The organism is Kocuria sp. CCUG 69068, from assembly GCF_020833785.1.
In the GTDB taxonomy this organism is placed as follows: domain Bacteria; phylum Actinomycetota; class Actinomycetes; order Actinomycetales; family Micrococcaceae; genus Kocuria; species Kocuria rosea.
Genome location: NZ_PDDL01000062.1, coordinates 1 through 21772, shown reverse-complemented (window position 1 = coordinate 21772; position 21772 = coordinate 1). Strand labels below are relative to the sequence as shown.

Here is a 21772-nt window from a genome sequence, read left to right as displayed (position 1 = left end):
TGGTCGCGGGAGGCGCTGCGCGGCTGCTCGGAACGGTTCTGTCCGCCGCGGCCGCGGTTGCCGCCGGAGCCGGCACGGCCACCGGAACGGCCGGCGCCGGAGCGCTGACCGCTCGCCGGGCGGCCCTGCGCCTGGACGGGCGGCGCCACGTAGGCGACCTTGTCGGCGAGCTCGCCCACGAGCGCCGTGACGGCCGGGGAGCCGACGGTCACGGTGTCGAAGTTCGCGGTGACGCCCGCGGCCTTCATGAGCTGCGTGACCTCGCGGCGCTCCTCCTTGGTGGCCACCGTGACCACGGAGCCGGAGGCGCCGGCGCGGGCGGTGCGCCCGGAGCGGTGCAGGTAGGACTTGTGCTCGGTGGGCGGGTCGATGTGCACGACCAGCTCGACCTCGTCCACGTGCACGCCGCGGGCGGCGACGTCGGTGGCGACGAGCACGCGCACGTCACCGGCGGAGAACTGGGCCAGGTTGCGGTCGCGGGCGTTCTGGGACAGGTTGCCGTGCAGGTCCACGGCGGGGATGCCCATCTGGCTGAGCTTGCGGGCCATCTTCTTGGCGCGGTGCTTGGTGCGCGTGAACATCACGCGGCGGCCGGTGCCGGAGGCCAGGGCCTCGATGAGCTCCTGCTTCTCGTCCGCGTCCACGACGAGCACATGGTGGTCCATGGTGGACACGGACGCCTGCGGGGCGTCCACGGAGTGCTTGACCGGGTTGGACAGGAACTGCTTGACGAGCTTGTCCACGCCGCCGTCGAGCGTCGCGGAGAACAGCAGCCGCTGGCCGCCCTGGGGGGTGCGCTTGAGGATGCGGGTCACCACGGGCAGGAAGCCCATGTCGGCCATGTGGTCGGCCTCGTCGATGACCGTCACGCGGACGTCGTCGAGGGTGAGGACGTTCTGCTTCAGCAGGTCCTCGAGCCGGCCGGGGCAGGCGATGACGATGTCGGCGCCCTTGGCGAGCGCCTTCTCCTGGTTGCGCTGGGAGACCCCGCCGAAGATGACGGTGGTCGTCTGCCCGGCGGCCTCGGCCAGCGGGGCGATCGCGCGGTCGATCTGGGTGGCCAGCTCGCGGGTGGGGGCCAGGACCAGGCCGGTGGGCCGGTTGGCCCGCCGGGCGGCGCGGGCGCCGTTGCCGGTCAATCCGGCGAGCCGGGACACGAGCGGCAGCGCGAACGCCACGGTCTTGCCCGAGCCGGTCTTGCCGCGGCCGAGCACGTCACGGCCGGCCAGCGAGTCGGGGAGGGTCTTCTCCTGGATGGGGAACGCCTGCTCGATGCCCTGCTGGGCGAGGACGGCGGAAAGGGCCTCGGGCACGCCAAGGTCGGTGAAAGTAGCCAAAACTGGGATACGTCTTTCGATCGGATGTCCCGGCAAGGGGGTAGCGCGCCGGGTTGCGCCGAATGACTCCTGGAGCCCCTGCGAGCGGGCTGAGACCGTCTGGAACGGTGCCACGCTGGAAGAAGAACGGGGTGCTCGACGCCTGCCTGCTCACCCGGGAACGGGGAGCAGTGCCATATGCAATACGCCTCACCCTACAGCACCGGCGGCACGCCACCACCCGGATGTGGCGGAAGGCACGGCCGCGCCCTGACGGCGCCGGGCCCACCGCGCCGGTGCGGGACGCGGTGACGCGTGCACGCATCCGGCGCCGGTGCGGTGGGTCCGCGGTGCGGGGACTACAGCGCGGTGTAGCCGCCGTCGACCAGGTAGTACCCGCCCGTCATGAAGGAGGCCTTCTCCGAGAGGAGGAACGTGGTCAGGGCGGCGACCTCCTCGGCGCGGCCCAGCCGGCCGAGCGGGTGCTTGGCGGTGAGCCCCTCGAGGACGGACGCCGGCGCGGTCCTGAGCAGCGGGGTGTCGATGTAGCCGGGGCCGACGGCGTTGATCCGCACCCCGCGCCGGCCGTACTCCACGCCGGCCTGCTTGGTGAGCCCGACCACACCGTGCTTGGCGGCGGTGTAGGCGCTGTTGCCCGCGGCCACGGCCACGGTGCCGTGCACGGAGGCCATGTTGACGATCGCCCCGCCGCCGGCCTGCTCGATGGCGGGCAGCTGGTAGCGCATGCCGAACATGACGGAGTGCAGGTCGATCTGCACGGTGCGCACCCACGCGTCGAGGTCCGATTCCCCCACCGCGTCCGCCGCGCCGGCGACCCCGGCGTTGTTCACCGCCAGGTGCAGGGCGCCGTAGGTCTGCTGGGCGAACTCGACCGCGGCCTCGCAGTCCTCGGGCTTCGCCACGTCCTGCCGGAAGCCGGCGGCGTCGCCGCCGGCGGCCATGATCGCCTGGACGACGTCGTCGATCCGCCGGGTGTCGATGTCCGTGACGACGACCTTGGCGCCCTGCGCCGCGAGGTCCTTCGCGCAGGCCTCGCCGATGCCGGAGGCGGCGCCGGTGACGAGCGCGACCTTGTCCTTGAGGTCAGCCATGTGGTTCTCCTGCCGTGTGTCCGCTGGGCCGGGCCGGACGGCCCGACGCTCCCAGTCTGTCCGGAAACGCCGGGGCCCGCGAGGGGTGGCACGGGCGCCGCCTGCCGTGCCGCCCCTCGCACCGGACGGAGGCTCAGCCCTCGGCGTCCTCGGACTTCTCGGCGTCGTGCGCCTGGCGCAGCGCGGCGGAGTCCGCCTCCTGGGCGGCCTTCTGCTCGCGCACCACCTCGGTCAGGAGCTTGGTCATCTCCTTGGCCACGCCGGCCGCGGACTGCGGGTTCTGCCCGGTGACGAGGCGGTCGTCCACGACGACGTTCTCGGCCCAGTTCGGCGCGGTCCGCACGTCCGCGCCCTGCTCGACGAGCTTGTCCTCGAGCAGGAACGGGACGACGTCCGACTTGCCGACCTCGTCCTCCTCGGCGTTGGTGAACGCGGCCACCCGGCGTCCCTCGACGATGCGCAGACCGTTGGCGAGCTCGACGTCCACGAGCCCGGCGGGTCCGTGGCAGACGGCGCCGACGACTCCCCCGGCGTCGTGCACGGCGGCCACGAGCGCCTGCAGGTCCGCGTTGCCCGCGAAGTCCCACATGGTGCCGTGCCCGCCCACGAGGTAGACCGCGTCATACTGGGCCGGGTCGACCACGCTGATCCGCGGGGTGTTGTAGAGGGAGGCCCGCACGATCTCGTCCTCGAGGTACTGCCGCTGCACCTCGTCCTCCTCGTCCTTGCCGTCCTGCGGGGGCTGCCCGCCGGCGATCGAGGCGAAGTCGACGAAGTAGCCGGCGTCCCGGAACACCTTCCACGGGTGGGCGGCCTCCCCCACGAAGTAGCCGGTGGGCTCCCCGGTGTCGCCGAGGGAGTCGTGGCTGGTGAGAACGAGCAGAACCTTCTTCATGGTCTCGATGTCCATGTCTGTCCTTCCGTCGGGTGGCGGGACGCGGAGGGCGTCCTGCGAGCGGGTGGCCAGCCTAGGCGGCGGGGGCCGCCCCCGGGGCCGGTGTTCGCTCCCGGCCCCTCCTGCACGGAGGGCGCGAGCCCTCCCCTGATAGGGTCGTTGACGACTCAATGACCCTGTTCGCCCTCCTGAAAGGACCGACCATGAGCCTCTCCAACGCGATCCTGCGCGGCGTCTCCGGCGCCTACCTGCTGCAGTCCGGCTACGGCAAGAAGGACCTCCCCACGGAGGCCGCCGCGGGTCTCCAGCAGTTCGCCGCCACCGGCGTCCCCCAGTTCGAGGAGTGGGACGCCGACACCTTCGGCAAGTTCGTGGCGTACTCGGAGATCGGCATCGGCGCCGCCCTGCTGACCCCGTTCGTCAACAAGCGCCTCGCGGGTCTGGCCCTCGGCGCGTTCTCCGCCGGGCTGCTCGCGATGTACTTCCGCAACCCCGAGATGACCCAGGAGGACGGCGTCCGCCCGTCCGAGGCCGGCACGGGCCTCTCGAAGGACGCCTTCCTGGCCGCGATCGCCGCGGCCCTGGTCGTCTCCAAGTAGGCACGGCCCCGCAGGACCCCACGGGTGCCGCCCGTCCGCACGGACGGGCGGCACCCGTTCTGCATTCCCGGTGGCCTTTCCGGCGTCCTACTCCGAAGTCCTAGAACGTCCGAGGTGCCCAGGAGAATGGGCCCATGACGACGACGGCGCACCGCCGGGCCCGTCCTGCTCCGGGTCCGCACCGAGCCGCTCCCGCCGGGGAGCGGGTGCTGGACGCCGGCGTCCGGGCCGAGGTGCGGGCGGTCGTCGGGGAGCTCGTGGACTCGGCGGCCGCACAGGCGCGGGAGGCGGGGCGCCAGCTGCGCTGCATCGTCCGGCTGTGGCTGCTGGCCTGGGAGGACCGCGAGATCGACTGGGTCTCCACGGCAGGGCTGATGCCCTACGAGGCCGATGAGCTCGTCTGCTCCCTCCTCGAGACCGAGGACCAGATGGTGCGTGATCTCGCCGACGAGATCGGCCCGGCGCTGCGCCTGCCCGCGGGCACGGCCCTCGGGCGCGTCCGCGAGGCCCTCGTGCTCGGGCTGCACCTGCCCGAGGTCCTCGAGGCGCTGGAGGCGGGCCTCTTCAGCGCCCGGCACGCCTCGGTGATCGCCGACCAGTGGCGCGAGCTGGTCGAGGACGTCCCGGCGGGCCAGGAGGCACCGTCCGCCGTCGTGCAGCGGCTCGCCGCCGAACTGGTGGAGCGGGCTCCGCACTGCACGGTGGCGCAGCTGCGCGCGTGGGCCCGGCGCCGGCGCGCGGCGCTGCTGGCCGGGACGCAGGAGGCGAGGCACGGGCGGCCAGGGCCGGACGCCGCGTGTGGGTCGAGCACGGTGAGGACGGCATGGCGTGGCTGCACGCCCTGCTGGACGCACCCACGGCGCTCGCGGTCCAGGACCGGCTCGACACGCTCGCGTCGCTACTGGAGCCCGTGGAGGAGACCGCCCGCGCGGGGACGGGGCGAGAGCCGGACCGGTGCGGCCCGGCGCAGTTCGGCCCGGCGCAGTTCGGCCCGGTGCAGTGCGGTCCAGTGCAGTGCGGTCCAGTGCAGTGCGGTCCGGAGGAGGATGGCCCGGACGGGTTCGCGCCGGGTGCCAGGACTGCCCGGGCGGACGCGCAGCTGCGGGCGGACGTCCTCACCGATCTCCTGTTGGAGGGGGAGCTCCCCGATGACCCCGGGTTCCCGCGCGGTGTGCGCGGCCGGGTCTGCGTGACGGTCCCCGTGCTCACGCTGCTGGGGTGCCGCCCCGGCGGCCGGGCCGCCGGCGTGCCCGCGGACGCCCCGGTGCTCGAAGGCCACGGCCCGATCAGCGCGGACGTCGCCCGCGAGCTGGCCGCCGGTGCCTCCTCGTGGCATCGCGTGTTGACGCACCCCGTCACCGGCGCCGTCCTCGACCACGACCGCACCACCTACGCGGTGCCCGCGGATCTGCGCCGCCGGCTGCGGCTGCGCGACGGGACCTGTCGTTTTCCGGGGTGCCGGCGGCGGGCCGAGCGCTGCGACCTCGACCACACGGTGGCGTGGCAGGACGGCGGCCGGACGGCTGCGGACAACCTGGCCCACCTGTGCCGCCACCACCACCTCGTCAAGCACCGCCGCGGTGCCCTCGGCCGCTGGTCGGTGCGGCAGCCGGGGCCGGCGCCCGCCGGCGGAGTGCTCGAGTGGACCTCACCGGCCGGACGGACCTACCGGACCGTGCCGGACCCCTCGGCCGGTGCCACATCGGTCGGTGCCACATCGGTCGGTGCCACGTCGGGCGGTGCCACATCGGGCGGACCGGTCCCGGACGTCGGGGAGCGGGGCAGCTCCGTGCCCGAGGACGCAGACCCTCCTCCCTTCTGACCCCCGGACGGTGCCGAGGATCAGGCGGGTGGGCGGCCCGGGTCCTCCGCCGTGGTCTCCACCGACAGGCGGTAGCCCATGCTGTGGGTCTCCTCGGGCTCGAGGTGCACGGCGTCGGCGTGGGTGTTGGCGCCCTCCACGCACACGAAGTCCGTCCATCCGTCCGGCCCCACGTCGGGCATCGCCGCCGCCGTCTCCGCCCCGGGGTTCCACACCACGGTGGTGCCGGAGTTCTTCTTCCGGATCCGCAGCACCCGCCCCAGCACGGGGTCCACCACGGCGACGTCGCCGGTCGAGCGGTACACCCGGTCGGTCTCGCCGTCGAACCGGAGGTCCCCCTCCTGGACGCAGTCCTCCCGGTCCAGGACTTTGTCGCGGTAGGACGCGCCCTCCAGCCCCTCGACCCGGATCTTCCGCACGTCCCCCACCACCAGATAGGCGTGCAGGGCCTCCTCGAAGTCGAACGGGCGCTCACCGGTGTTGGTGACGCTCAGCTCGAGGGACAGCTCGGTGCCGAAGCGCACCACGCAGTAGGCCTCGAACTGGTACGGGAACTGTTCCCGGTGCGCGGGCTCGGTGACGTCCGCGTCCGAGAGCCGGTAGACGATCATCGCCTCGTGGTCCGAGGACTCGCGCGACTCGACGTGCCACGGGAGCGTGCGGGCGAAGCCGTGCTTGGGCTCGCGTCCGCCCTCCGCCCCGTCCGCGAACCAGGGGAAGCAGATCGGGACACCCCCGCGCACGGGCTTGCCCGTCTCGAGCGCGGTGCTCGGGGACAGCCACAGCACCGGGGCGTGGCCCGTGGGGATCCAGTCGATCACGTGCGCGCCCTGGTCGTGGACGGCGCCGGTGGCGTCCGCGCAGGAGAACAGGCGGGGCTCGGGGAGTTCGCTCATGCCCCTCAGGCTAGACCGAGGGCCCGGTCCCCGTCAGGAGGCCGGGCCCTCGTGCGCCGACAGCCGTCAGACGCCGGTGCGCTCGTACGAGTCGATCGCTCCGGGATGGCCCTCCATGAACGCGTCGACCTGGCGGCGGTCCGCCCGCAGCTTGGGGTCGTGGTCCAGGTAGTGCCTGGTCTCGCGGACGACCAGCCCGGAGAGGAGCAGCAGCCCGAGGAGGTTGGGCAGGGCCATGAGGCCGTTCATCACGTCGGCGAAGTTCCACACCACCGCCAGCGGCACGGTGCAGCCCACGAACACGACCAGGGAGAACACGACCCGGTAGGGCATCACGGCCGGCCGGCCGAAGAGCCGCTCCATGCACCGCTCGCCGTAGTAGGCCCACCCGAGGATCGTCGAGTAGGCGAACATCACGAGCCCGATGGTGACCACGTAGTGGCCCCACTGCCCGGGCAGGCCCTGGCTGAAGGCGTCGCCGGTCATGGTCGCGGCGAAGTCCGCCCCCTGCTCCCAGACCCCGGTGGTGATGAGCACGAGTCCCGTGCAGGTCACCACGATGATGGTGTCGATGAAGGTCTGGGTCATGGAGACCAGCCCCTGGCGGACCGGGTGGGTGGTCTGGGCCGCGGCCGCTGCGATCGCGGCCGATCCCATGCCGGACTCGTTGGAGAAGATGCCGCGGGCCACGCCCATCTGCACGGCCAGCATGATCGCCGATCCGGCGAACCCGCCGACGGCCGCCGTGCCGGAGAAGGCGTCGGTGAAGATCAGGACGACCGCCTGCGGGATGGCCGCGACGTTGACGACGAGGATGAACAGGGCGCCCAGGACGTAGAAGAGGATCATGACGGGGACGAAGCCCGCCGTGACCTTCCCGATGGACTTGATCCCGCCCACGAGCACGGCGAGCGTCAGCACGGCGAGCACCACACCGGTGATCCAGGTGGGGACGCTGAACGAGCTCTCCAGGTTGGAGGCGATGGAGTTGCCCTGGGTCATGTTGCCGATGCCGAACGCGGCCAGCGCGGCGGCGACGGCGAAGAAGATCGCCAGGAACTTGCCGAACCCGTTGCGGATGCCGCGCTCCAGGTAGTACTGCGGGCCGCCGGAGATCTCACCCTTGGCGTCCGTGGTGCGGAACCGCACGGCCAGGAACGCCTCGGAGTACTTGGAGGCCATGCCGAGCAGGCCGGTGACCCACATCCAGAACAGGGCGCCGGGCCCGCCGATCGAGATCGCGGTGGCCACGCCCACGATGTTGCCGGTGCCCACGGTGGCCGCGAGCGCCGTGGTCAGCGCCTGGAACTGGGAGACGTCGCCGCCGCGGGCGTCCGCGTCCTTGCGGTCGAACAGGGCCAGTCGCAGCGCGGAGCCCAGCTTGTGGAACTGCAGCCCGCCCAGCCGGACGGTCAGGTACAGACCGGTGAGCAGCAGCAGGGGGATGAGGACGTAGGGCCCCCAGATGATGCCGCCCAGCTCGCCGAGGGCAGTCTCGATGGTTTGGAGCATGTGTTCTCCCGTGGGTGTCGGGTGGATCAGGAATCGGGCCGGAACGGGACTGTGACCTCGGTCTCGGCAGAAGGCATCTAATCACAGGTCCGCTGCTCCCCCGGTCAGGGACCGATGGATCGGCCACAGTGTGGCTCCTGCCCGTTTCCGCCCGGTTACGGGCCGGACGGGGCGGCGGGGCCCTCCGGCGCCCGCCGCGAGAGGCGGCGCGCGAGCAGCACGGCTCCCGCGGCGAGCAGCGAGCACACCGCCATGGACACGGCCATCGGGACGGCGGTGTGCTGACCGGCCAGGCCGGTCAGCGGGCTCACGAGCCCGCCCAGGAGGAACTGGACCAGTCCGAGCACCGCCGACCCGGCCCCGGCCCGGCCCGGGACCCGGCCCTGGGCGAGGGCCACGGCGTTGCCCATGACGAAGCCGATGCAGGTCTGGCTCACGAAGAGGTGCGCCAGGGTGGTCCACCCGGTGATCCCGGCCAGCACCAGGCCCAGGCCCACCACGTTGACGGCGGCCATGACCACGATCGCGGTGCGGAGGATCGTGCCGGGCTCGACCCGGTCGACGAGGCGGGTGTTGACGACCGCGCCCAGGATGGAGCCGCCCGCGTTGACGGCGAACACCACGGAGTAGCCGAGCGCCGAGTAGCCGAGCACGTTCTGCAGCACGAAGGAGGAGGCGGAGATGTAGGAGAACAGGGCGCCGAACGCGAGTCCGAAGGCGAGGGCGTAGGCCATGAAGGACGGGGTGCGCAGCACCCGCCAGGACCCGGTGACGACGGCGCCGACCCCGCCGCGGTGGCGCCGGTGCGGGGGCAGGGTCTCGGGGACCACGAGCACGGAGCACGCCAGCATCAGCAGCCCGAACGCCGCGAGCACCCAGAACACGGTCTGCCACGGGGCCACCGTGGCGATCACCCCGCCCAGGAGCGGGGCCACCACCGGGGCGAGGGAGGTGATGGTCGCGAGGACCGAGAACAGCTTCGCGGCCCCGCGGCCGGAGGCGATGTCCGAGACCACCGCGCGGGCGATCACGACGCCGGCCGCCCCGGCGAGTCCCTGCACCGCCCGCAGGACCAGCACCGTCCCGATGGTCGGGGCCAGGACCACGGCGACGGAGCTGAGCAGGAACAGCGCGTTGCCGGCCACCATGAGCCGGTGCCGGCCCAGCACGTCGGACACGGGCCCGAGCAGGAACTGCCCCACGGCCATGCCGACCATGTACGTGGTCAGCGTCAGCTGCACCGCGGAGGCCGACGCCCCGAAGTGCCCGGCCATGGCAGGCATCGAGGCCAGGTACATGTCCGTGGCCATCGGGCTCACCGCGCTGAGGATCCCCAGCGCCGCCACCAGCACCACCCGGTCCTTGCCGCCGGAGAGGCGCAGGCGGGAGCGCACGGGGTCGTCGGGCGGCGATGAGCTCACGGGAGGTCCTTCGGCACGGGTCGGCAGGGCGGGCGCGGGGCGCGCCTCATGCTATCGACGCCGCGACGTGGCGAAGGACGAGGGAGAGACATGCGGGACGAGGACGAGGGGCGGGGATGAGGGACTGCGACTGCGACAGCGACAGCGACAATGTCCTCATGAGACTCGCCGTGTACACCGGGGCATCCCTCGGCTCCGACCCCCTGTTCCCCGAGGCCGCCCGGGCCTTCGCCACCACCCTCGCCCGCCGCGGCGTGGGCGTCGTCTACGGCGGCGGCCACGTGGGGCTGATGGGCGTCGTCGCCGACGCCGCCCTGGCCGCCGGGGGCGAGGTGGTCGGGGTCATGCCGCAGTCGCTCGTCGACGACGAGACGGCCCACACGGGGCTGACCGAGCTGCGCATCGTCCGGACGATGCACGAGCGCAAGGCGGAGATGGCCGCCCTCGCCGACGGGTTCGTGGCCCTGCCGGGCGGCCTGGGCACCCTCGAGGAGATCTTCGAGGCGTGGACCTGGCTGCAGGTGGGGGTGCACGCCAAGCCGGTCGGTTTCCTGGACGTGGCCGGCTACTGGAGGCCCCTGCTGGACGCGGTGGCCTCGATGTCCGCGGCCGGTCTCGTGCGCCCCGAGTACCGGGACGCAGCCGTGGTCGCCCAGGACGCCGACGAGCTGCTCGCCCGGTTCGCGGCGTGGGAGGCGCCCCGCCGGCGCTGGTCCGAGCCGCCCGTTCCCGGCGCCGACGCGCCCGCCGTCCGCCCAGCCCCTAGGATGTAGGGCGATGAGCGAGCACACCCCTTCCCCCGCCGAGGGCCCCGCACAGGGCCCCGTCCCCGAGGCGTTCCACCGCCGGCCGTACTCCTTCGTGCGCCGCGGCGACCGCCTCACCGCCCGCCGCCAGAAGGCCTGGGACGACTGGGCGCCCACCCGGGTGCTCGACGTCCCGCGCGTGCGCACGGACACCTCCGTCCACCCCGACCACGAGTTCGACGCGGCCGCGGCCTTCGGGCGCGAGGCGCCGCTGGTCGTGGAGGTCGGCTCCGGGCTCGGCGAGGCGGTCGTGCACGCCGCCGCCCAGGACCCGGCGCGGAACTACCTCGCCGTCGAGGTGTACAAGCCCGGGATCGCGGATCTGCTGCTCAAGGCGGCCCAGGCCGGGGTGGACAACGTCCGCGTGGCGCAGGCCAACGCGCCCGAGGTCCTGGAGCACATGCTCGCCCCGGCCTCGGTCGACGAGCTGTGGGTGTTCTTCCCGGACCCCTGGCACAAGACCCGCCACCACAAGCGGCGCCTGGTCTCCCCCGCGTTCGCCGAGCTCGCCGCCCGGGTGCTCGTCCCGGGCGGGCTGTGGCGGCTCGCCACGGACTGGCAGGAGTACGCCCTGGTGATGCGCGAGGTCCTCGACGCGTCCCCGCAGTTCGAGAACGTCCACCCGGGCCCGCTCGCCGACGACGAGCACCCGGACACCGGATGGGCCCCGCGCTGGGAGGGACGGGTCCTCACGAGCTTCGAGCGCAAGGCGCAGGAGGCGGGCCGCGTCCCCCGCGACCTCGTCTACCGCCGGACGGCGTGAGCGCCGTCCCCGGCGCGGAGCGCAACGGCTTCGTCGTCGTGCCCCCGGGCGATCCCCGCACGCAGCCGCTGCTCGAGGGCCTGCACCACGAGTACGTGGAGCGCTACGGTCCCGAGATCGGGGCGGAGGAGATGGCCGAGCACCCCGTCGACGACTTCACCGCTCCCGCCGGAGCGCTCCTGCTCCTCCTCGAGGGCGGCACGACGGTGGGCGGCGGCGCGTTCCGCCGGCACGACGACGCCACGGCGGAGCTCAAACGGGTGTGGACCGCCCCGGCGCACCGCCGGCGGGGGATCTCGCGGCGGGTCCTGGCCGAGCTCGAGCGGCTCGCCGCCGCGGCGGGCTACCGGCGCATCCACCTCACCACGGGCAGCCGCCAGCCGGAGGCGGCCGCCCTGTACCGCAGCAGCGGGTACGTCCTGCTGCCCGGGACCGCCCGGGTCTATCCGGGCGGCGTGTACGACGTGGGCTTCGAGAAGCACCTGCGCTGACCGCCCGGCCCGGGCGCCGGTGCGGCTCAGCGCTCCTGCTGGCGCGGGGGCCGGTACAGCACCACGGCCTGCGAGATCTTGCGGGCCCGGGGGCGGGCGCCGCGGGCCATGCGCACCACGTCCCCGCCGACGCCGGCGGCGAAGATCCGCGAGGACTCCTCGGCCCGGTCCCGGGCGTCCTCGAGCTCCCGGGACAGCTCCGCCACCCGCGACCGCAGGGCCGCGACCTGGTTCTCCAGCTGGAGGATGCGCCGGATGCCCTCGAGGGACACGCCCTGCTGGGACAGCACCTGGATCTGCTGCAGCTTCTCGATGTCGCGCTGCGAGTAGCGGCGGGCGCGGCCGGGGGCCCGGGACGGCCTGACGAGGCCGAGCCGGTCGTACTGGCGCAGCGTCTGCGGGTGCATCTCCGCGATCTCCGCGGCCACGGAGATCACGAACAGCGGCTGGTCGGCGTCCAGTGCCATCTCACACCCGTGCCTTCTCGGCCAGGCGGGCCCGGGGGTCCTCGTCCGCGGTCGCCTCGGCGAACGCCCTGGCGGCGGCCTGCGCCTGCTCGTCAAGCTCGGCCGGCACGTGCACCTCGACCGTCACGATCAGGTTGCCCGTGCCCTTGGCCGTGCCGAACCCGCGCCCCTTGACGCGGAAGCGCCGGCCCGAGGACGTGCCCGCCGGGACCTTCACGCGCACGGTGCCGCCGTCCAGCACGGGCACCTCGATGGTGGCGCCCAGGGCCGCCTCGGGGAACGTGATCGGCACGGTGACCTCGACGTCGTCCGTGCCCTCGACGCGCCGGAAGAAGGGGTGCGGGGTCACGTGGACGGTGACGTAGAGGTCGCCGGCGCCGCCTGCACCCGAGTGGCCCTTGCCGGCGAGCTTGAGCTTCTGACCGTCGCGCACGCCGCGCGGGATCCGCACCGTGGTCTCCTGGCCGTTGCCCCGGCGCAGCTTGACCGTGGTGCCGTGCACCGAGGAGCGGAACGGGATGGTCGTCTCCGTCCGGATGTCCTCCCCGCGCGCCGGCGGGGCCTGGTAGCCGCCGTAGCCGCCCGGCGCCCCGTACCCGGTCTGACCGCCGAACTGGGCGAACAGGTCCTCGAACCCGCCCGGGCCGCCGGGGCCGCCCGCGCCGCCGGTGGAGTAGGTCGTGCGGCGGCGGCGTCCTCCGCCGCCTCCGCCGAAGATGTCGCCGAAGAGGTCCTCGAAGTTGGCCGAGCCCCCGGCGCCGCCGGGGCCGCCGGCGGTGAAGCGCGCCCCGGAGCCCATCGCGCGGATCGCGTCGTACTGCTTGCGCTCCTCGGGGTCGGAGAGCACGGAGTTCGCCTCGGTGATGTCCTTGAACCGCTGCTCGGCCTCCGCGTCCCCGGGGTTCTGGTCCGGGTGGTACTGGCGGGCGAGCTTGCGGTAGGCCTTCTTGACGTCGGCGGCGGACGCGTCCTTGGAGACGCCGAGAATGCTGTAGAAGTCCTTGTCGATCCAGTCCTGGCTGGCCATGACGCCTCCTTTCTGTGGGGCCGGTCGGGGTCCTGCGGAGCAGGACCCGGTGGTGGTCCGGGGGTCGTCCCCGGCGCCGCGGCGCCGGGGACGGGTGGACGGGTCAGGGGAGGCCCGAGGGACGGGCCTCCCCTGACATCGCTGGGATCAGGCCGGGTCCGGCCTCACTCGGCGACCGCGACGGCGACCTGGGCCGGCCGCACCACGCGCTCGCCGATCCGGAAGCCGGAGCGCAGCACCATCGAGACCTGGTCCGGCTCGACCTCGCTCGTGGGCTGCTGCAGCACCGCCTCGTGGACGTTCGGGTCGAACTTCTCCCCGACCTCCCCGAGGCGCACCAGCCCGTGCCGCACGAGGGTCTCCTCGAGCTTGTTCGCGATCGCCGCGAACGGGCCGTCGGTGAGGTCGCCCGCCTGCCGGGCCGCGTCGATGTCGTCGAACACCGGCAGCAGCGTCTGCAGGAGGTCGCCCGTCACGAAGGTCCGCAGCTGCTCCTTCTCGCGCGCCGTGCGGTGCTTGAAGTTCACGAACTCGGCCTGCAGCCGGCGCAGCTCCTCGAGCCGCTCCTCGGCGAGGGCGGCCGCCGGGGACTCCTCCGCGGCGGCCGGCGCCGGTGCGGCGTCCCCGGACTCCGCGTCCGTCGACTGGGGCGTCGAGAGGATGTCGTCCACCGTCAGGCCCTCCGGCCCGGCCTCCTCGCGGGGGCCGGCGCCGGAGTCCTGTGCGGACTGCTCGCCGGGGTGCGCGGCGGGGTCGCCGGGAACGCTCCCGGCGCCGTGGTCGTCCGCGTTCTCGTCGGGTCCTGGCGTGGGGTCGGGCATGCTCACTTCTTCTCGTCCTCGTCGTCGACGACCTCGGCGTCGACGATGTCCTCGTCACCGGTGGCACCGGTGGCGCCCGCACCCGGGGCGCCCTCGGCGCCCTCGGTCTGCGACTGCGCGTAGAGGGCCTCGCCGAGCTTGGTCTGGGACTGCTGCAGCTTGTCGTAGGCCGACTTCACGGCGTCCTCGTCCTCGCCCTCGAGCGCCTTCTTCAGGGCGTCGACGTCCGCCTGCACCTCGGACTTGACGTCCGCGGGCAGCTTCTCGTCGTTGTCCTTCAGGAGCTTGTCGACGGAGTACGCCTGCTGCTCCGCGTTGTTGCGCAGGTCGGCCGCCTCGCGGCGCACCCGGTCCGCCTCGGCGTTGGCCTCGGCGTCCTTGACCATCCGGTCGATGTCCTCCTTGGAGAGGGAGGACCCGCCCGTGATGGTCATCGACTGCTCGGTGCCGGTGCCCTTGTCCTTCGCGGAGACGTGCACGATGCCGTTGGCGTCGATGTCGAAGGTGACCTCGATCTGCGGCATCCCGCGCGGGGCGGGGGCGATGCCGGTCAGCTCGAAGGTGCCCAGGTTCTTGTTGTCCCGGGTGAACTGGCGCTCGCCCTGGAAGACCTGGATGGACACGGACGGCTGGTTGTCCTCGGCGGTGGTGAAGGTCTCGGACCGCTTGGTGGGGATCGCCGTGTTGCGCTCGATGAGCTTGGTCATCACGCCGCCCTTGGTCTCGATGCCCAGCGACAGCGGGGTCACGTCGATCAGCAGCACGTCCTTGCGGTCGCCCTTGAGCACGCCCGCCTGGATCGCGGCGCCGACGGCGACGACCTCGTCCGGGTTCACGCCCTTGTTGGGCTCCTTGCCGGCCAGGCGCTGGACGGTCTCCGCGACGGCGGGCATGCGGGTCGAGCCGCCCACCAGCACCACGTGGTCGATGTCGGACACGGAGATGCCGGCCTCGGCGATGACGTCCTTGAACGGCTTCTCGGTGCGCTCGAGCAGGTCCCGGGTGAGCTCCTCGAACTTGGCGCGGGTGAGGCGCTCGTCCAGGTGCACCGGGCCCTCGGGGGTCACGGACAGGTACTGCAGGGAGATGCTGGTGCTGGTCGCGGAGGACAGCTCCTTCTTGGCCTGCTCCGCGGTCTCCTTCAGGCGCTGCAGGGCGATCTTGTCCTTGGACAGGTCCGCGCCGGTCTTCGACTTCACCTGCGCCAGCAGCCAGTCGACCACGCGCTGGTCCCAGTCGTCGCCGCCGAGGCGGTTGTCGCCGGCGGTCGAGCGGACCTGGATGGTGGAGAAGTCGTCCTCGTCCTTGCCGACCTCCAGCAGGGAGACGTCGAAGGTGCCGCCGCCGAGGTCGAAGACCAGGATGAGCTCGTCCTCCTTGCCCTTCTCCAGGCCGTAGGCGAGCGCCGCGGCGGTGGGCTCGTTGACGATGCGCAGCACGTTCATGCCGGCGATCTCACCGGCCTCCTTGGTGGCCTGGCGCTCGGCGTCGTTGAAGTACGCCGGGACGGTGATCACGGCGTCGGTGACCTTGTCGCCGAGGTAGGACTCGGCGTCGGTCTTGAGCTTCATCAGGATGCGCGCCGAGATCTCCTGCGGCGTGTACTTCTTGCCGTCGATGTCGGTGGACCACCCGGTGCCCATGTGGCGCTTCACCGAGGCGATCGTGCGGTCCACGTTGGTGACGGCCTGGCGCTTGGCGATGTCGCCCACCAGGGTCTCGCCGTCCTTGGAGAAGGCGACGACGGACGGCGTGGTCCGGTTGCCCTCGGCGTTGGCGATGACGGTGGGCTCGCCGCCCTCCAGCACGGACACCACGGAGTTGGTGGTGCCGAGGTCGATTCCTACTGCACGAGACATGGACGTGTTCTCCTTCGGGTCGAGCTGAACCGGGCGGGCCGTACCGGCCCCGTTGGGGTCCCGGAGGTCTCAGTTCTTGAGTTTTCCTGGCTCAAGTCTGCCACGTGAGCCGCTGATGTCAACTTAAGTTGAGCCACATCGACTCAACCCGGGGTGCCGGGGATGTGAGACGCCGCGCACCCCCTCCCGCTGGGTCGGGACGTCGGATACCGTGGAGTGTTTGTGCCCGTTCCCGCGGGCCACCGCCACACCCCCGGGTCCGCCCCGCACGTCACCGCACGCACCGACACGACACCGCACGCACCCCGACACCTCAGGAGCCACCGTGAGCACCACGCCACCCCATTCGCCGCATCCGTCCAGTGAGGCCGACGGCTCCCGCCGGCCGAAGCCGCGGGAGGTGCTGCGCGAGATCAACTACCCGCACGGCATCCACCCCGCCCTCGTCCCCGGCATCGCCGTCGAGGACCAGAAGCTGAACTACGGCACGGACAAGGTGGTCTTCACCGTCACCGCCGCGCTGATCGTGGGGTTCATCGCCTGGGGCGTGCTCTCCACCGAGTCCCTGACGGCCGCCTCCACCGCGGCCCTGGGCTGGGTGACCGGCAACACCGGGTGGTTCTTCACCGCCCTGTCCACGGCCGCCGTGCTGTTCATGCTCGTGGTCGGCTTCACCCGGACCGGGCGGATCCCCCTGGGCATGGACGACGAGAAGCCCGAGTACTCCTTCTTCTCGTGGCTCGCCATGCTCTTCGCCGCCGGCATGGGCATCGGCCTGATGTTCTACGGCGCCTCCGAGCCGCTGAGCCACTTCGGCGCGGGCGTCCCCGGATTCGGGGCGGAGCCCGGCTCCGAGGAGATGACCGTCTACGCCCTCGTCCAGACCGCCTTCCACTGGGGTCTCAACCCCTGGGCCATGTACGCCGTGGTCGGCGCGGCCGTCGCGTACGGCGCCTACCGGCGCGGACGCTCCCCGCTCATCAGCCGGATCTTCGTGCCGCTGATCGGCCAGCGGCGCGCCGAGGGCGGCCTGGGCCGGCTCATCGACGTGTTCGCCATCTTCGCGACCCTCTTCGGCACCGCTGCCTCGCTCGGGATCGGCGCGCTGCAGATCTCCCGGGGCCTCGAGATCGTCGCGGGCTGGGGACCGCTCGGCAACGGCGGGCTCATCGCGATCATCGCCGTCCTCACCGCCGCCTTCGTGGTCTCCGCGGTCTCCGGCGTGGCCCGCGGCATCCGCTACCTCTCCAATACGAACCTGCTGCTGGCGTTCCTGCTCGCCCTGTTCGTGTTCGTGGCCGGGCCCACTGTCCTGATCCTGGACCTGGTCCCCGCCGTGTTCAGCACCTACCTGCAGGAGTACCTCTGGATGACCGGGCAGACCGGCGGCTGGGGCGAGGACGCCACCGCCTTCGCCGGCGGCTGGACCGTCTTCTACTGGGCCTGGTGGCTGTCCTGGTCCCCGTTCGTCGGGATGTTCATCGCCAAGATCTCCCGCGGCCGCACGCTGCGCCAGTTCGTGACCGTGGTGCTCGTGGTCCCCTCCTCCATGTGCGTGCTCTGGTTCGTGGTCATCGGCGGCACGTCCATGTACCTGCAGCGCACCGGGACCGACCTGGCCGCCGCGGGCGGCCAGGAGGCCGCGCTGTTCGGCATGCTCGACGCCCTGCCCTTCGGCGCGATCACGTCGGTGCTCGCCATGGTCGTCATCGGCATCTTCTTCGTGACCAGCGCGGACTCCGCGTCCATCGTCATGGGCACGCTGTCCCAGCGGGGCCAGCCGGAGCCGAACCGGCCGATCGTCGTGTTCTGGGGCTTGTGCCTCGGCGGCATCGCAACGGTCATGATGCTCGTGGGCGGCGACGACGCCCTGACCGGGATGCAGAACCTCGTGACCGTCTCGGCCCTGCCGTTCGCGGTGATCGTCGCCTTCCTCATGGTCGCCTTCTACAAGGACCTGCGCAGCGACCCCGCCACGATCCGCCACGCGTTCGCCCTCACGGCGGTGCGCAAGGCCGTGATCCACGGCATCGAGGAGCACGGCGACGACTTCGCCCTGCAGGTGGAGCACGCCCCCGGCGCCCGTGCCGCCGGCGAGACCTTCGACTCCCACGACCCGGCCGTCACCGACTGGTACCGGCGGGTCGACGAGAACGGCGAGGAGATCGACCTCGCCGCGGAGACCGGTTCGAGCTCCGGCCAGCAGGCCGACCAGGAGCCGGAGCGCCCGGACGCCGGTCAGGAACGACTGGACCCGGACGAGCAGCGACCGCTCGACCCGACCGTCCGCCGGTCCTGACCGGACCCGCGCCGTGCGGCCGTCGCCCCCTCGGGCGGCGGCCGCACTTCTCGTGCCGGGACCGGACGGCTTAGACTGCGCGCTATGTATTCGATCGTGGCCGTGTGCACCGGCAACATCTGCCGCTCGCCCATGGCGGAGTTCGCCCTGCGCCGCGCCTTCGAGGCCGCAGGACTGGCCGGGCGCGTGCGGATCGACTCGGCCGGCGTCAGCGACGAGGAGCTCGGCAACCCCGTGGACCCCCGCGCCGGCGACCTCCTGCGCCGCGAGGGACTCGACGCCTCTGCGCACGCGGCCCAGGTCTTCGACCCCGTCCGCTTCGGCGACCGGGACCTCGTGCTCGCCCTGGACGTGGTGCACTGGCAGCGCCTGCGGGCGCTCGCACCGGACCGGTCCGCCGCCGCCAAGGTGCGGCTGCTGCGGGAGTTCGACCCCGCCGTCGAGGACCTCGAGGACGGCGACCTGGGGATCTACGACCCCTGGTACGGGGGCCCCGAGGACTTCGAGTCCACCTGGGGCATGATCGACGCCGCCGTGCCGGGCGTGGTCCGCGCCGTCGCCCGGGAGCTCGGCGCCGACCGGGGATCCGCGCAGGACGCCGGGCGCGCGTGATCGACATCGAGCTCGAGCTGGATCCGGCGCTCGCCGCGGCCCACCCCGCCGGCACCAACCTGGCGCGGCTGCTCCCCTCCCCCACCCGCCGCCCCTACCTCATCGGCATCGACGGGCGTTCGGGGGCCGGCAAGACCAGCCTCGCCGAGCAGCTCGGCGCGGTGCTGCGCCCGGTGCGGGACGTGACGCTCTTCCACCTCGAGGACCTCTACCCGGGCTGGGACGGGCTCGGCCCCGGCCGCCGCACCTACGTGGACGAGGTCCTCACACCCCTCGACCAGGGCCGGGACGCCGAGTGGAGCGCCTGGGACTGGGTCACCGGCTCCCCGGGGACCCCGCGGCTGACCCGTGTGGCGGAGGTCGTGATCCTGGAGGGCGTCGGCGCGTGCAGCGCCGAGGCCCGGGAGCTGCTGGACGTCTCCGTGTGGGTCGAGCTGCCCACCGCCCTGCGCTACGACCGCGCGCTGAGCCGTGACGGCTCCTACTACGCCGAGCACTGGGACCGCTGGGCCGCCCAGGAGGACGCCTACCTGGCGGAGGACCACGTCTGGGAACAGGTGGACATCCTGCACCCCGGCCCGGTCTGCTGAGCCCCGCGGCCGCACCGACAGGAGGATCCGTGACCAGCACCGTCGTCGTCCTCGACGCCGCCCACCCGGAGGGCGTCCTCGCCGATCCGTCCGTTCCGCTCGTGCGGATCGACGACCAGGGGCTCACCCGGGGGGACGGCGTCTTCGAGACCATGCGCGCCGTCGACGGGCTCGTGCAGAAGTTCGAGGCCCACCACCAGCGGCTGTCGGCCTCCGCGCGGCTGGCGCAGCTGCCCGTGCCGTCGGCGCGGGACGTGCGCGGGGCGGTGGAGCTGGCGCTCGCCCACGCCGCCCCCGGCGGGGACGGCGGTCTGGGGGCCGAGCACGCCGTCAAGGTGGTGATCAGCCGCGGCACCCCGGCGGACGGCCCGTGGTCCTGGATCGTGGTGAGCCCCGTGCCGGAGACGACGTTCCGGCAGCGCCGGGACGGCGTGACCGCGGTGCTGCTGCCGCGCGGCCACGACCCCGCCCAGGACGCCGGGTACCCGTGGCTGCTCCCGGGGGCCAAGACGCTCTCCTACGCGATCAACATGGCCGCCCTGCGCCACGCCCGCTCCCTCGGCGCGGACGAGGCGGTCTTCACCACGGAGGGGCGCAGGGTCCTGGAGGGCGCGACGTCCTCCGTGGTCTGCGCCCGGGTGCGCGTCGGCCGCCGCACCCTGCTGACGCCGGAGCCCTCGCACGGGATCCTGCCGGGCACCACGCAGGCCAAGATCTTCGCCGCCGCCCGCCGGGACGGCTGGGAGCTCGGCTACGGGCCCCTGTACCCGGCGGACCTCATGGAGGCCGACGCCGTGTGGCTGGTCTCCAGCGTCCGGCTCGCGGTGCCGGTGCGCCGGCTCGACCACCAGCCGCTGCCGGTGGACCCGGACCTGACGAGGCTCGTCACGAGCTGGGTCCAGCAGGCCTGATCCTTCGCTCAGGCCCAGATGAACCGGTGCGTCCCGAGCAGGACGGACACCGCCGGGCCCGCCGCGGCGGCCGCAGCGCAGCCCGTGAGGACCGCCGCGTCCCGCCAGGAGTGCCCCGGGACGCGGGCCCACGTGCGCGGACCCGCCCCGAAGCCGCGGGCCTCCATGGTGACCGAGAGCCGGGTGGCCCGTCGCAGGGACTGCACCAGCAGCGTGAAGGCCTGACCGCCGAACTCCCGCAGCGCGCCCACCGGACCGTGCCCGGACCCCGCCCCGCGCGCCCGCCGCGCCATCGCCAGGGTGGCCCACTCGGAGACCATCACCCCCACCAGCCGCAGCGCGGCCAGGGACGCGAGCACGAAGCGGGCCGGCAGGCGCAGCGTCTGGGCGAGGCCGTCGGCGAGGTCCGTGGGATCCGTGGTGAGCACCAGCATCAGCCCGGGCAGCGCCAGCGCCAGCCCGCGCAGGGCGATCGCCGCCCCCGCGGCCACCGAGCCGGACGAGATCCCGGTGATCCCCAGGTCGAGCAGCACCGGCCCGGTGTCCTCGGCGAGCAGGGCCGTGCCCCACCCGCTCACGAGCGCCGCCACGACCACCGGCCACGCCCGGCGCAGCAGCGCGAGCGGGCGCTGACCGGCCAGCGCCAGCAGCAGCACCTCGCCCAGCAGCACGGTCCCCGACGTCACGGGGTCCGCGCTGAGCAGCAGCACCACGGTCAGCAGCAGCGCCCCGGCCAGCTTGACCACCGCGTTCGTGCGCCCCAGCAGGGAGGTCCGGGCCGACGGCGCGATCGCGGCGGCGCTCACCGGACGGGCTCCCGCCGGGCGGGGACGACCCGCACCGCGCCGGCGCCCGGCGCCGCCGGAGCCGCCGGGGCACTCCCGGCCGCGGCCGCGGACCGCACGGCAGGAACGGCCGGCGCCCCTTCCGCCGCCGGTGCCGTGCGAGCGGCGCGGCCCCGCCCGCTCGGGGTGCCCAGCGCCAGCACCTCGGCGCCGAGCGCCCGCACGAAGTCCTCGTCGTGGGTCACGGCGAGGACCGACGTGCCGGCGTCGACGAGCTCCACGAGCAGGTCCACGAGCTCCGCCCACGTCAGGGCGTCCTGACCGAACGTCGGCTCGTCGAGCACCAGCACGTCCGGGTCCGTGGCGAGCACCGTGGCCACGGACAGCCGCCGCTTCTCGCCCCCGGAGAGGGTGAACGGGTTGGCGTCGGCCAGGTGCGAGAGCCGCAGCCGGCGGAGCAGTTCGTCCGTGCGGCGCTCCCGCTCGGCCACCGGCGTGCCGGCCAGCCGGGGGCCGAGCTCGAGCTCGGCCCGCACGGTGGCCCGCAGGAACTGGTGCTCGGGCTCCTGGAAGACCGTCCCCACGCGGGCCACGAGCTCCCGGCCGCTCCACTCGAGCGGGTCGGGGCCCGCGCCGCGGTCGAGGACCGGGTGGGCCCGCACGGTGCCGCGCACGGGGGCGAGCAGACCCGCCAGCGTCAGCGCGAGCGTGGACTTGCCGGCGCCGTTGGGCCCGGTCAGCGCGAGCGCGCGGCCGCGGCGCAGGGTC

Annotated in this window: 21 protein-coding genes and 1 pseudogene; 10 read left to right on the top strand and 12 right to left on the bottom strand. The window is 73.3% G+C overall.

The features are described from left to right. The 3 genes from CRM73_RS12315 to CRM73_RS12305 form a co-directional block, all read right to left on the bottom strand. Nucleotides 1–1313 (bottom strand): DEAD/DEAH box helicase (locus CRM73_RS12315; protein WP_229587887.1); only part of this gene is annotated, 1313 nt, incomplete at its 3' end. A gap of 362 nt (nt 1314–1675) precedes the next feature. Then, nucleotides 1676–2428, bottom strand: a complete 753-nt coding sequence (locus CRM73_RS12310; RefSeq protein WP_017832593.1) for an SDR family NAD(P)-dependent oxidoreductase — start codon at nt 2426–2428, stop codon at nt 1676–1678. A 133-nt stretch (nt 2429–2561) separates the two neighbouring features. Continuing rightward, entirely contained in the window at nt 2562–3338 is a 777-nt protein-coding gene (locus tag CRM73_RS12305; protein ID WP_229587885.1) for a type 1 glutamine amidotransferase domain-containing protein, read from the bottom strand. 188 nt (nt 3339–3526) lie between these two features. On the opposite strand from CRM73_RS12305, the gene CRM73_RS12300 reads away from it, so the two are divergent. From CRM73_RS12300 to CRM73_RS12295, 3 genes and pseudogenes are all read left to right on the top strand, one after another. Continuing rightward, nucleotides 3527–3922, top strand: a complete 396-nt coding sequence (locus CRM73_RS12300; RefSeq protein ID WP_017832595.1) for a hypothetical protein — start codon at nt 3527–3529, stop codon at nt 3920–3922. Nucleotides 3923–4056: 134 nt separating this feature from the next. Continuing rightward, nucleotides 4057–4608, top strand: a pseudogene (locus CRM73_RS19950) (DUF222 domain-containing protein); the annotation flags it as partial. Then, nucleotides 4521–5744, top strand: a complete 1224-nt coding sequence (locus CRM73_RS12295) for an HNH endonuclease signature motif containing protein (protein WP_370658539.1) — start codon at nt 4521–4523, stop codon at nt 5742–5744. The pseudogene CRM73_RS19950 and the gene CRM73_RS12295, both read left to right, overlap by 88 nt. A gap of 20 nt (nt 5745–5764) precedes the next feature. Here the strand turns inward: CRM73_RS12295 and CRM73_RS12290 are convergent, their stop codons facing one another. The 3 genes from CRM73_RS12290 to CRM73_RS12280 form a co-directional block, all read right to left on the bottom strand. Beyond that, nucleotides 5765–6640 carry a D-hexose-6-phosphate mutarotase gene (locus CRM73_RS12290; RefSeq protein WP_229587881.1) on the bottom strand — a complete coding sequence of 292 codons (876 nt, stop codon included), beginning with the start codon at nt 6638–6640 and terminating at the stop codon, nt 5765–5767. Between the two features lie 66 nt (nt 6641–6706). Beyond that, nucleotides 6707–8152, bottom strand: coding sequence for a sodium:alanine symporter family protein (locus CRM73_RS12285; protein WP_017832598.1), 1446 nt, complete (start codon nt 8150–8152; stop codon nt 6707–6709). Nucleotides 8153–8307: 155 nt separating this feature from the next. After that, nucleotides 8308–9573, bottom strand: a complete 1266-nt coding sequence (locus CRM73_RS12280) for a multidrug effflux MFS transporter (protein WP_229587879.1) — start codon at nt 9571–9573, stop codon at nt 8308–8310. A gap of 158 nt (nt 9574–9731) precedes the next feature. Here CRM73_RS12280 and CRM73_RS12275 point away from each other — a divergent pair, with 158 nt between their 5' ends. From CRM73_RS12275 to CRM73_RS12265, 3 genes are read left to right on the top strand one after another with little or no spacing between them, the layout of a single operon-like run. Continuing rightward, nucleotides 9732–10346 carry a TIGR00730 family Rossman fold protein gene (locus CRM73_RS12275; RefSeq protein WP_052133009.1) on the top strand — a complete coding sequence of 205 codons (615 nt, stop codon included), beginning with the start codon at nt 9732–9734 and terminating at the stop codon, nt 10344–10346. A 4-nt stretch (nt 10347–10350) separates the two neighbouring features. Continuing rightward, entirely contained in the window at nt 10351–11142 is a 792-nt protein-coding gene (gene trmB / locus CRM73_RS12270; protein WP_035928279.1) for a tRNA (guanosine(46)-N7)-methyltransferase TrmB, read from the top strand. Beyond that, entirely contained in the window at nt 11139–11633 is a 495-nt protein-coding gene (locus tag CRM73_RS12265; protein WP_229587877.1) for a GNAT family N-acetyltransferase, read from the top strand. Before trmB ends, CRM73_RS12265 begins: the two co-directional genes overlap by 4 nt. Before the next feature lie 26 nt (nt 11634–11659). Here CRM73_RS12265 and CRM73_RS12260 read toward each other — a convergent pair whose 3' ends face one another. The 4 genes from CRM73_RS12260 to dnaK all read right to left on the bottom strand — a co-directional run bounded on the left by CRM73_RS12260 (nt 11660) and on the right by dnaK (nt 15807). After that, a complete protein-coding gene (locus CRM73_RS12260) occupies nt 11660–12100 on the bottom strand; it encodes a heat shock protein transcriptional repressor HspR (RefSeq protein WP_017832603.1) in 441 nt (146 codons plus the stop codon). A gap of 1 nt (nt 12101) precedes the next feature. Continuing rightward, complete coding sequence (locus CRM73_RS12255) at nt 12102–13127, bottom strand: DnaJ C-terminal domain-containing protein (protein WP_095650375.1); 1026 nt, start codon at nt 13125–13127, stop codon at nt 12102–12104. Between the two features lie 164 nt (nt 13128–13291). After that, entirely contained in the window at nt 13292–13954 is a 663-nt protein-coding gene (locus tag CRM73_RS12250; protein ID WP_109244091.1) for a nucleotide exchange factor GrpE, read from the bottom strand. Then, nucleotides 13951–15807 (bottom strand): molecular chaperone DnaK, encoded by a 1857-nt coding sequence (gene dnaK / locus CRM73_RS12245; protein WP_031282565.1) that lies wholly within the window; start codon nt 15805–15807, stop codon nt 13951–13953. The genes CRM73_RS12250 and dnaK overlap by 4 nt, the downstream gene beginning before the upstream one ends. A gap of 325 nt (nt 15808–16132) precedes the next feature. Here dnaK and CRM73_RS12240 point away from each other — a divergent pair, with 325 nt between their 5' ends. The 4 genes from CRM73_RS12240 (at nt 16133) to CRM73_RS12225 (ending at nt 20219) form a co-directional block, all read left to right on the top strand. Beyond that, nucleotides 16133–18106, top strand: coding sequence for a BCCT family transporter (locus CRM73_RS12240; protein WP_229587875.1), 1974 nt, complete (start codon nt 16133–16135; stop codon nt 18104–18106). Nucleotides 18107–18190: 84 nt separating this feature from the next. Then, nucleotides 18191–18718 (top strand): low molecular weight protein-tyrosine-phosphatase, encoded by a 528-nt coding sequence (locus tag CRM73_RS12235; RefSeq protein WP_229587873.1) that lies wholly within the window; start codon nt 18191–18193, stop codon nt 18716–18718. After that, on the top strand, nt 18715–19308 hold the full coding sequence (locus CRM73_RS12230; protein ID WP_035928261.1) for a uridine kinase: 594 nt from the start codon (nt 18715–18717) through the stop codon (nt 19306–19308). Before CRM73_RS12235 ends, CRM73_RS12230 begins: the two co-directional genes overlap by 4 nt. Before the next feature lie 29 nt (nt 19309–19337). Continuing rightward, nucleotides 19338–20219 carry an aminotransferase class IV gene (locus CRM73_RS12225; protein WP_035928258.1) on the top strand — a complete coding sequence of 294 codons (882 nt, stop codon included), beginning with the start codon at nt 19338–19340 and terminating at the stop codon, nt 20217–20219. Nucleotides 20220–20227: 8 nt separating this feature from the next. Here CRM73_RS12225 and CRM73_RS12220 read toward each other — a convergent pair whose 3' ends face one another. Together CRM73_RS12220 and CRM73_RS12215 are read right to left on the bottom strand one after the other, a co-directional pair. Next, nucleotides 20228–21025: an energy-coupling factor transporter transmembrane component T gene (locus CRM73_RS12220; protein WP_229587871.1), complete on the bottom strand. Its 798-nt coding sequence runs from the start codon at nt 21023–21025 to the stop codon at nt 20228–20230. Continuing rightward, the coding region (locus tag CRM73_RS12215; RefSeq protein WP_229587869.1) for an ABC transporter ATP-binding protein at nt 21022–21772 on the bottom strand (751 nt) is incomplete at its 5' end. The genes CRM73_RS12215 and CRM73_RS12220, both read right to left, overlap by 4 nt.

What these genes read in the sequence shown, in the direction of transcription:
- CRM73_RS12305 (WP_229587885.1), bottom strand. Translation starts at nt 3,338, where the DNA reads ATGGACATCGAGACCATGAAGAAGGTTCTGCTCGTTCTCACCAGCCAC.
- dnaK (WP_031282565.1), bottom strand. Translation starts at nt 15,807, where the DNA reads ATGTCTCGTGCAGTAGGAATCGACCTCGGCACCACCAACTCCGTGGTG.
- CRM73_RS12260 (WP_017832603.1), bottom strand. Translation starts at nt 12,100, where the DNA reads ATGGCACTGGACGCCGACCAGCCGCTGTTCGTGATCTCCGTGGCCGCG.
- CRM73_RS12285 (WP_017832598.1), bottom strand. Translation starts at nt 8,152, where the DNA reads ATGCTCCAAACCATCGAGACTGCCCTCGGCGAGCTGGGCGGCATCATC.
- CRM73_RS12235 (WP_229587873.1), top strand. Translation starts at nt 18,191, where the DNA reads ATGTATTCGATCGTGGCCGTGTGCACCGGCAACATCTGCCGCTCGCCC.
- CRM73_RS12300 (WP_017832595.1), top strand. Translation starts at nt 3,527, where the DNA reads ATGAGCCTCTCCAACGCGATCCTGCGCGGCGTCTCCGGCGCCTACCTG.
- trmB (WP_035928279.1), top strand. Translation starts at nt 10,351, where the DNA reads ATGAGCGAGCACACCCCTTCCCCCGCCGAGGGCCCCGCACAGGGCCCC.
- CRM73_RS12275 (WP_052133009.1), top strand. Translation starts at nt 9,732, where the DNA reads ATGAGACTCGCCGTGTACACCGGGGCATCCCTCGGCTCCGACCCCCTG.
- CRM73_RS12310 (WP_017832593.1), bottom strand. Translation starts at nt 2,428, where the DNA reads ATGGCTGACCTCAAGGACAAGGTCGCGCTCGTCACCGGCGCCGCCTCC.
- CRM73_RS12255 (WP_095650375.1), bottom strand. Translation starts at nt 13,127, where the DNA reads ATGGCCAGCCAGGACTGGATCGACAAGGACTTCTACAGCATTCTCGGC.
- CRM73_RS12290 (WP_229587881.1), bottom strand. Translation starts at nt 6,640, where the DNA reads ATGAGCGAACTCCCCGAGCCCCGCCTGTTCTCCTGCGCGGACGCCACC.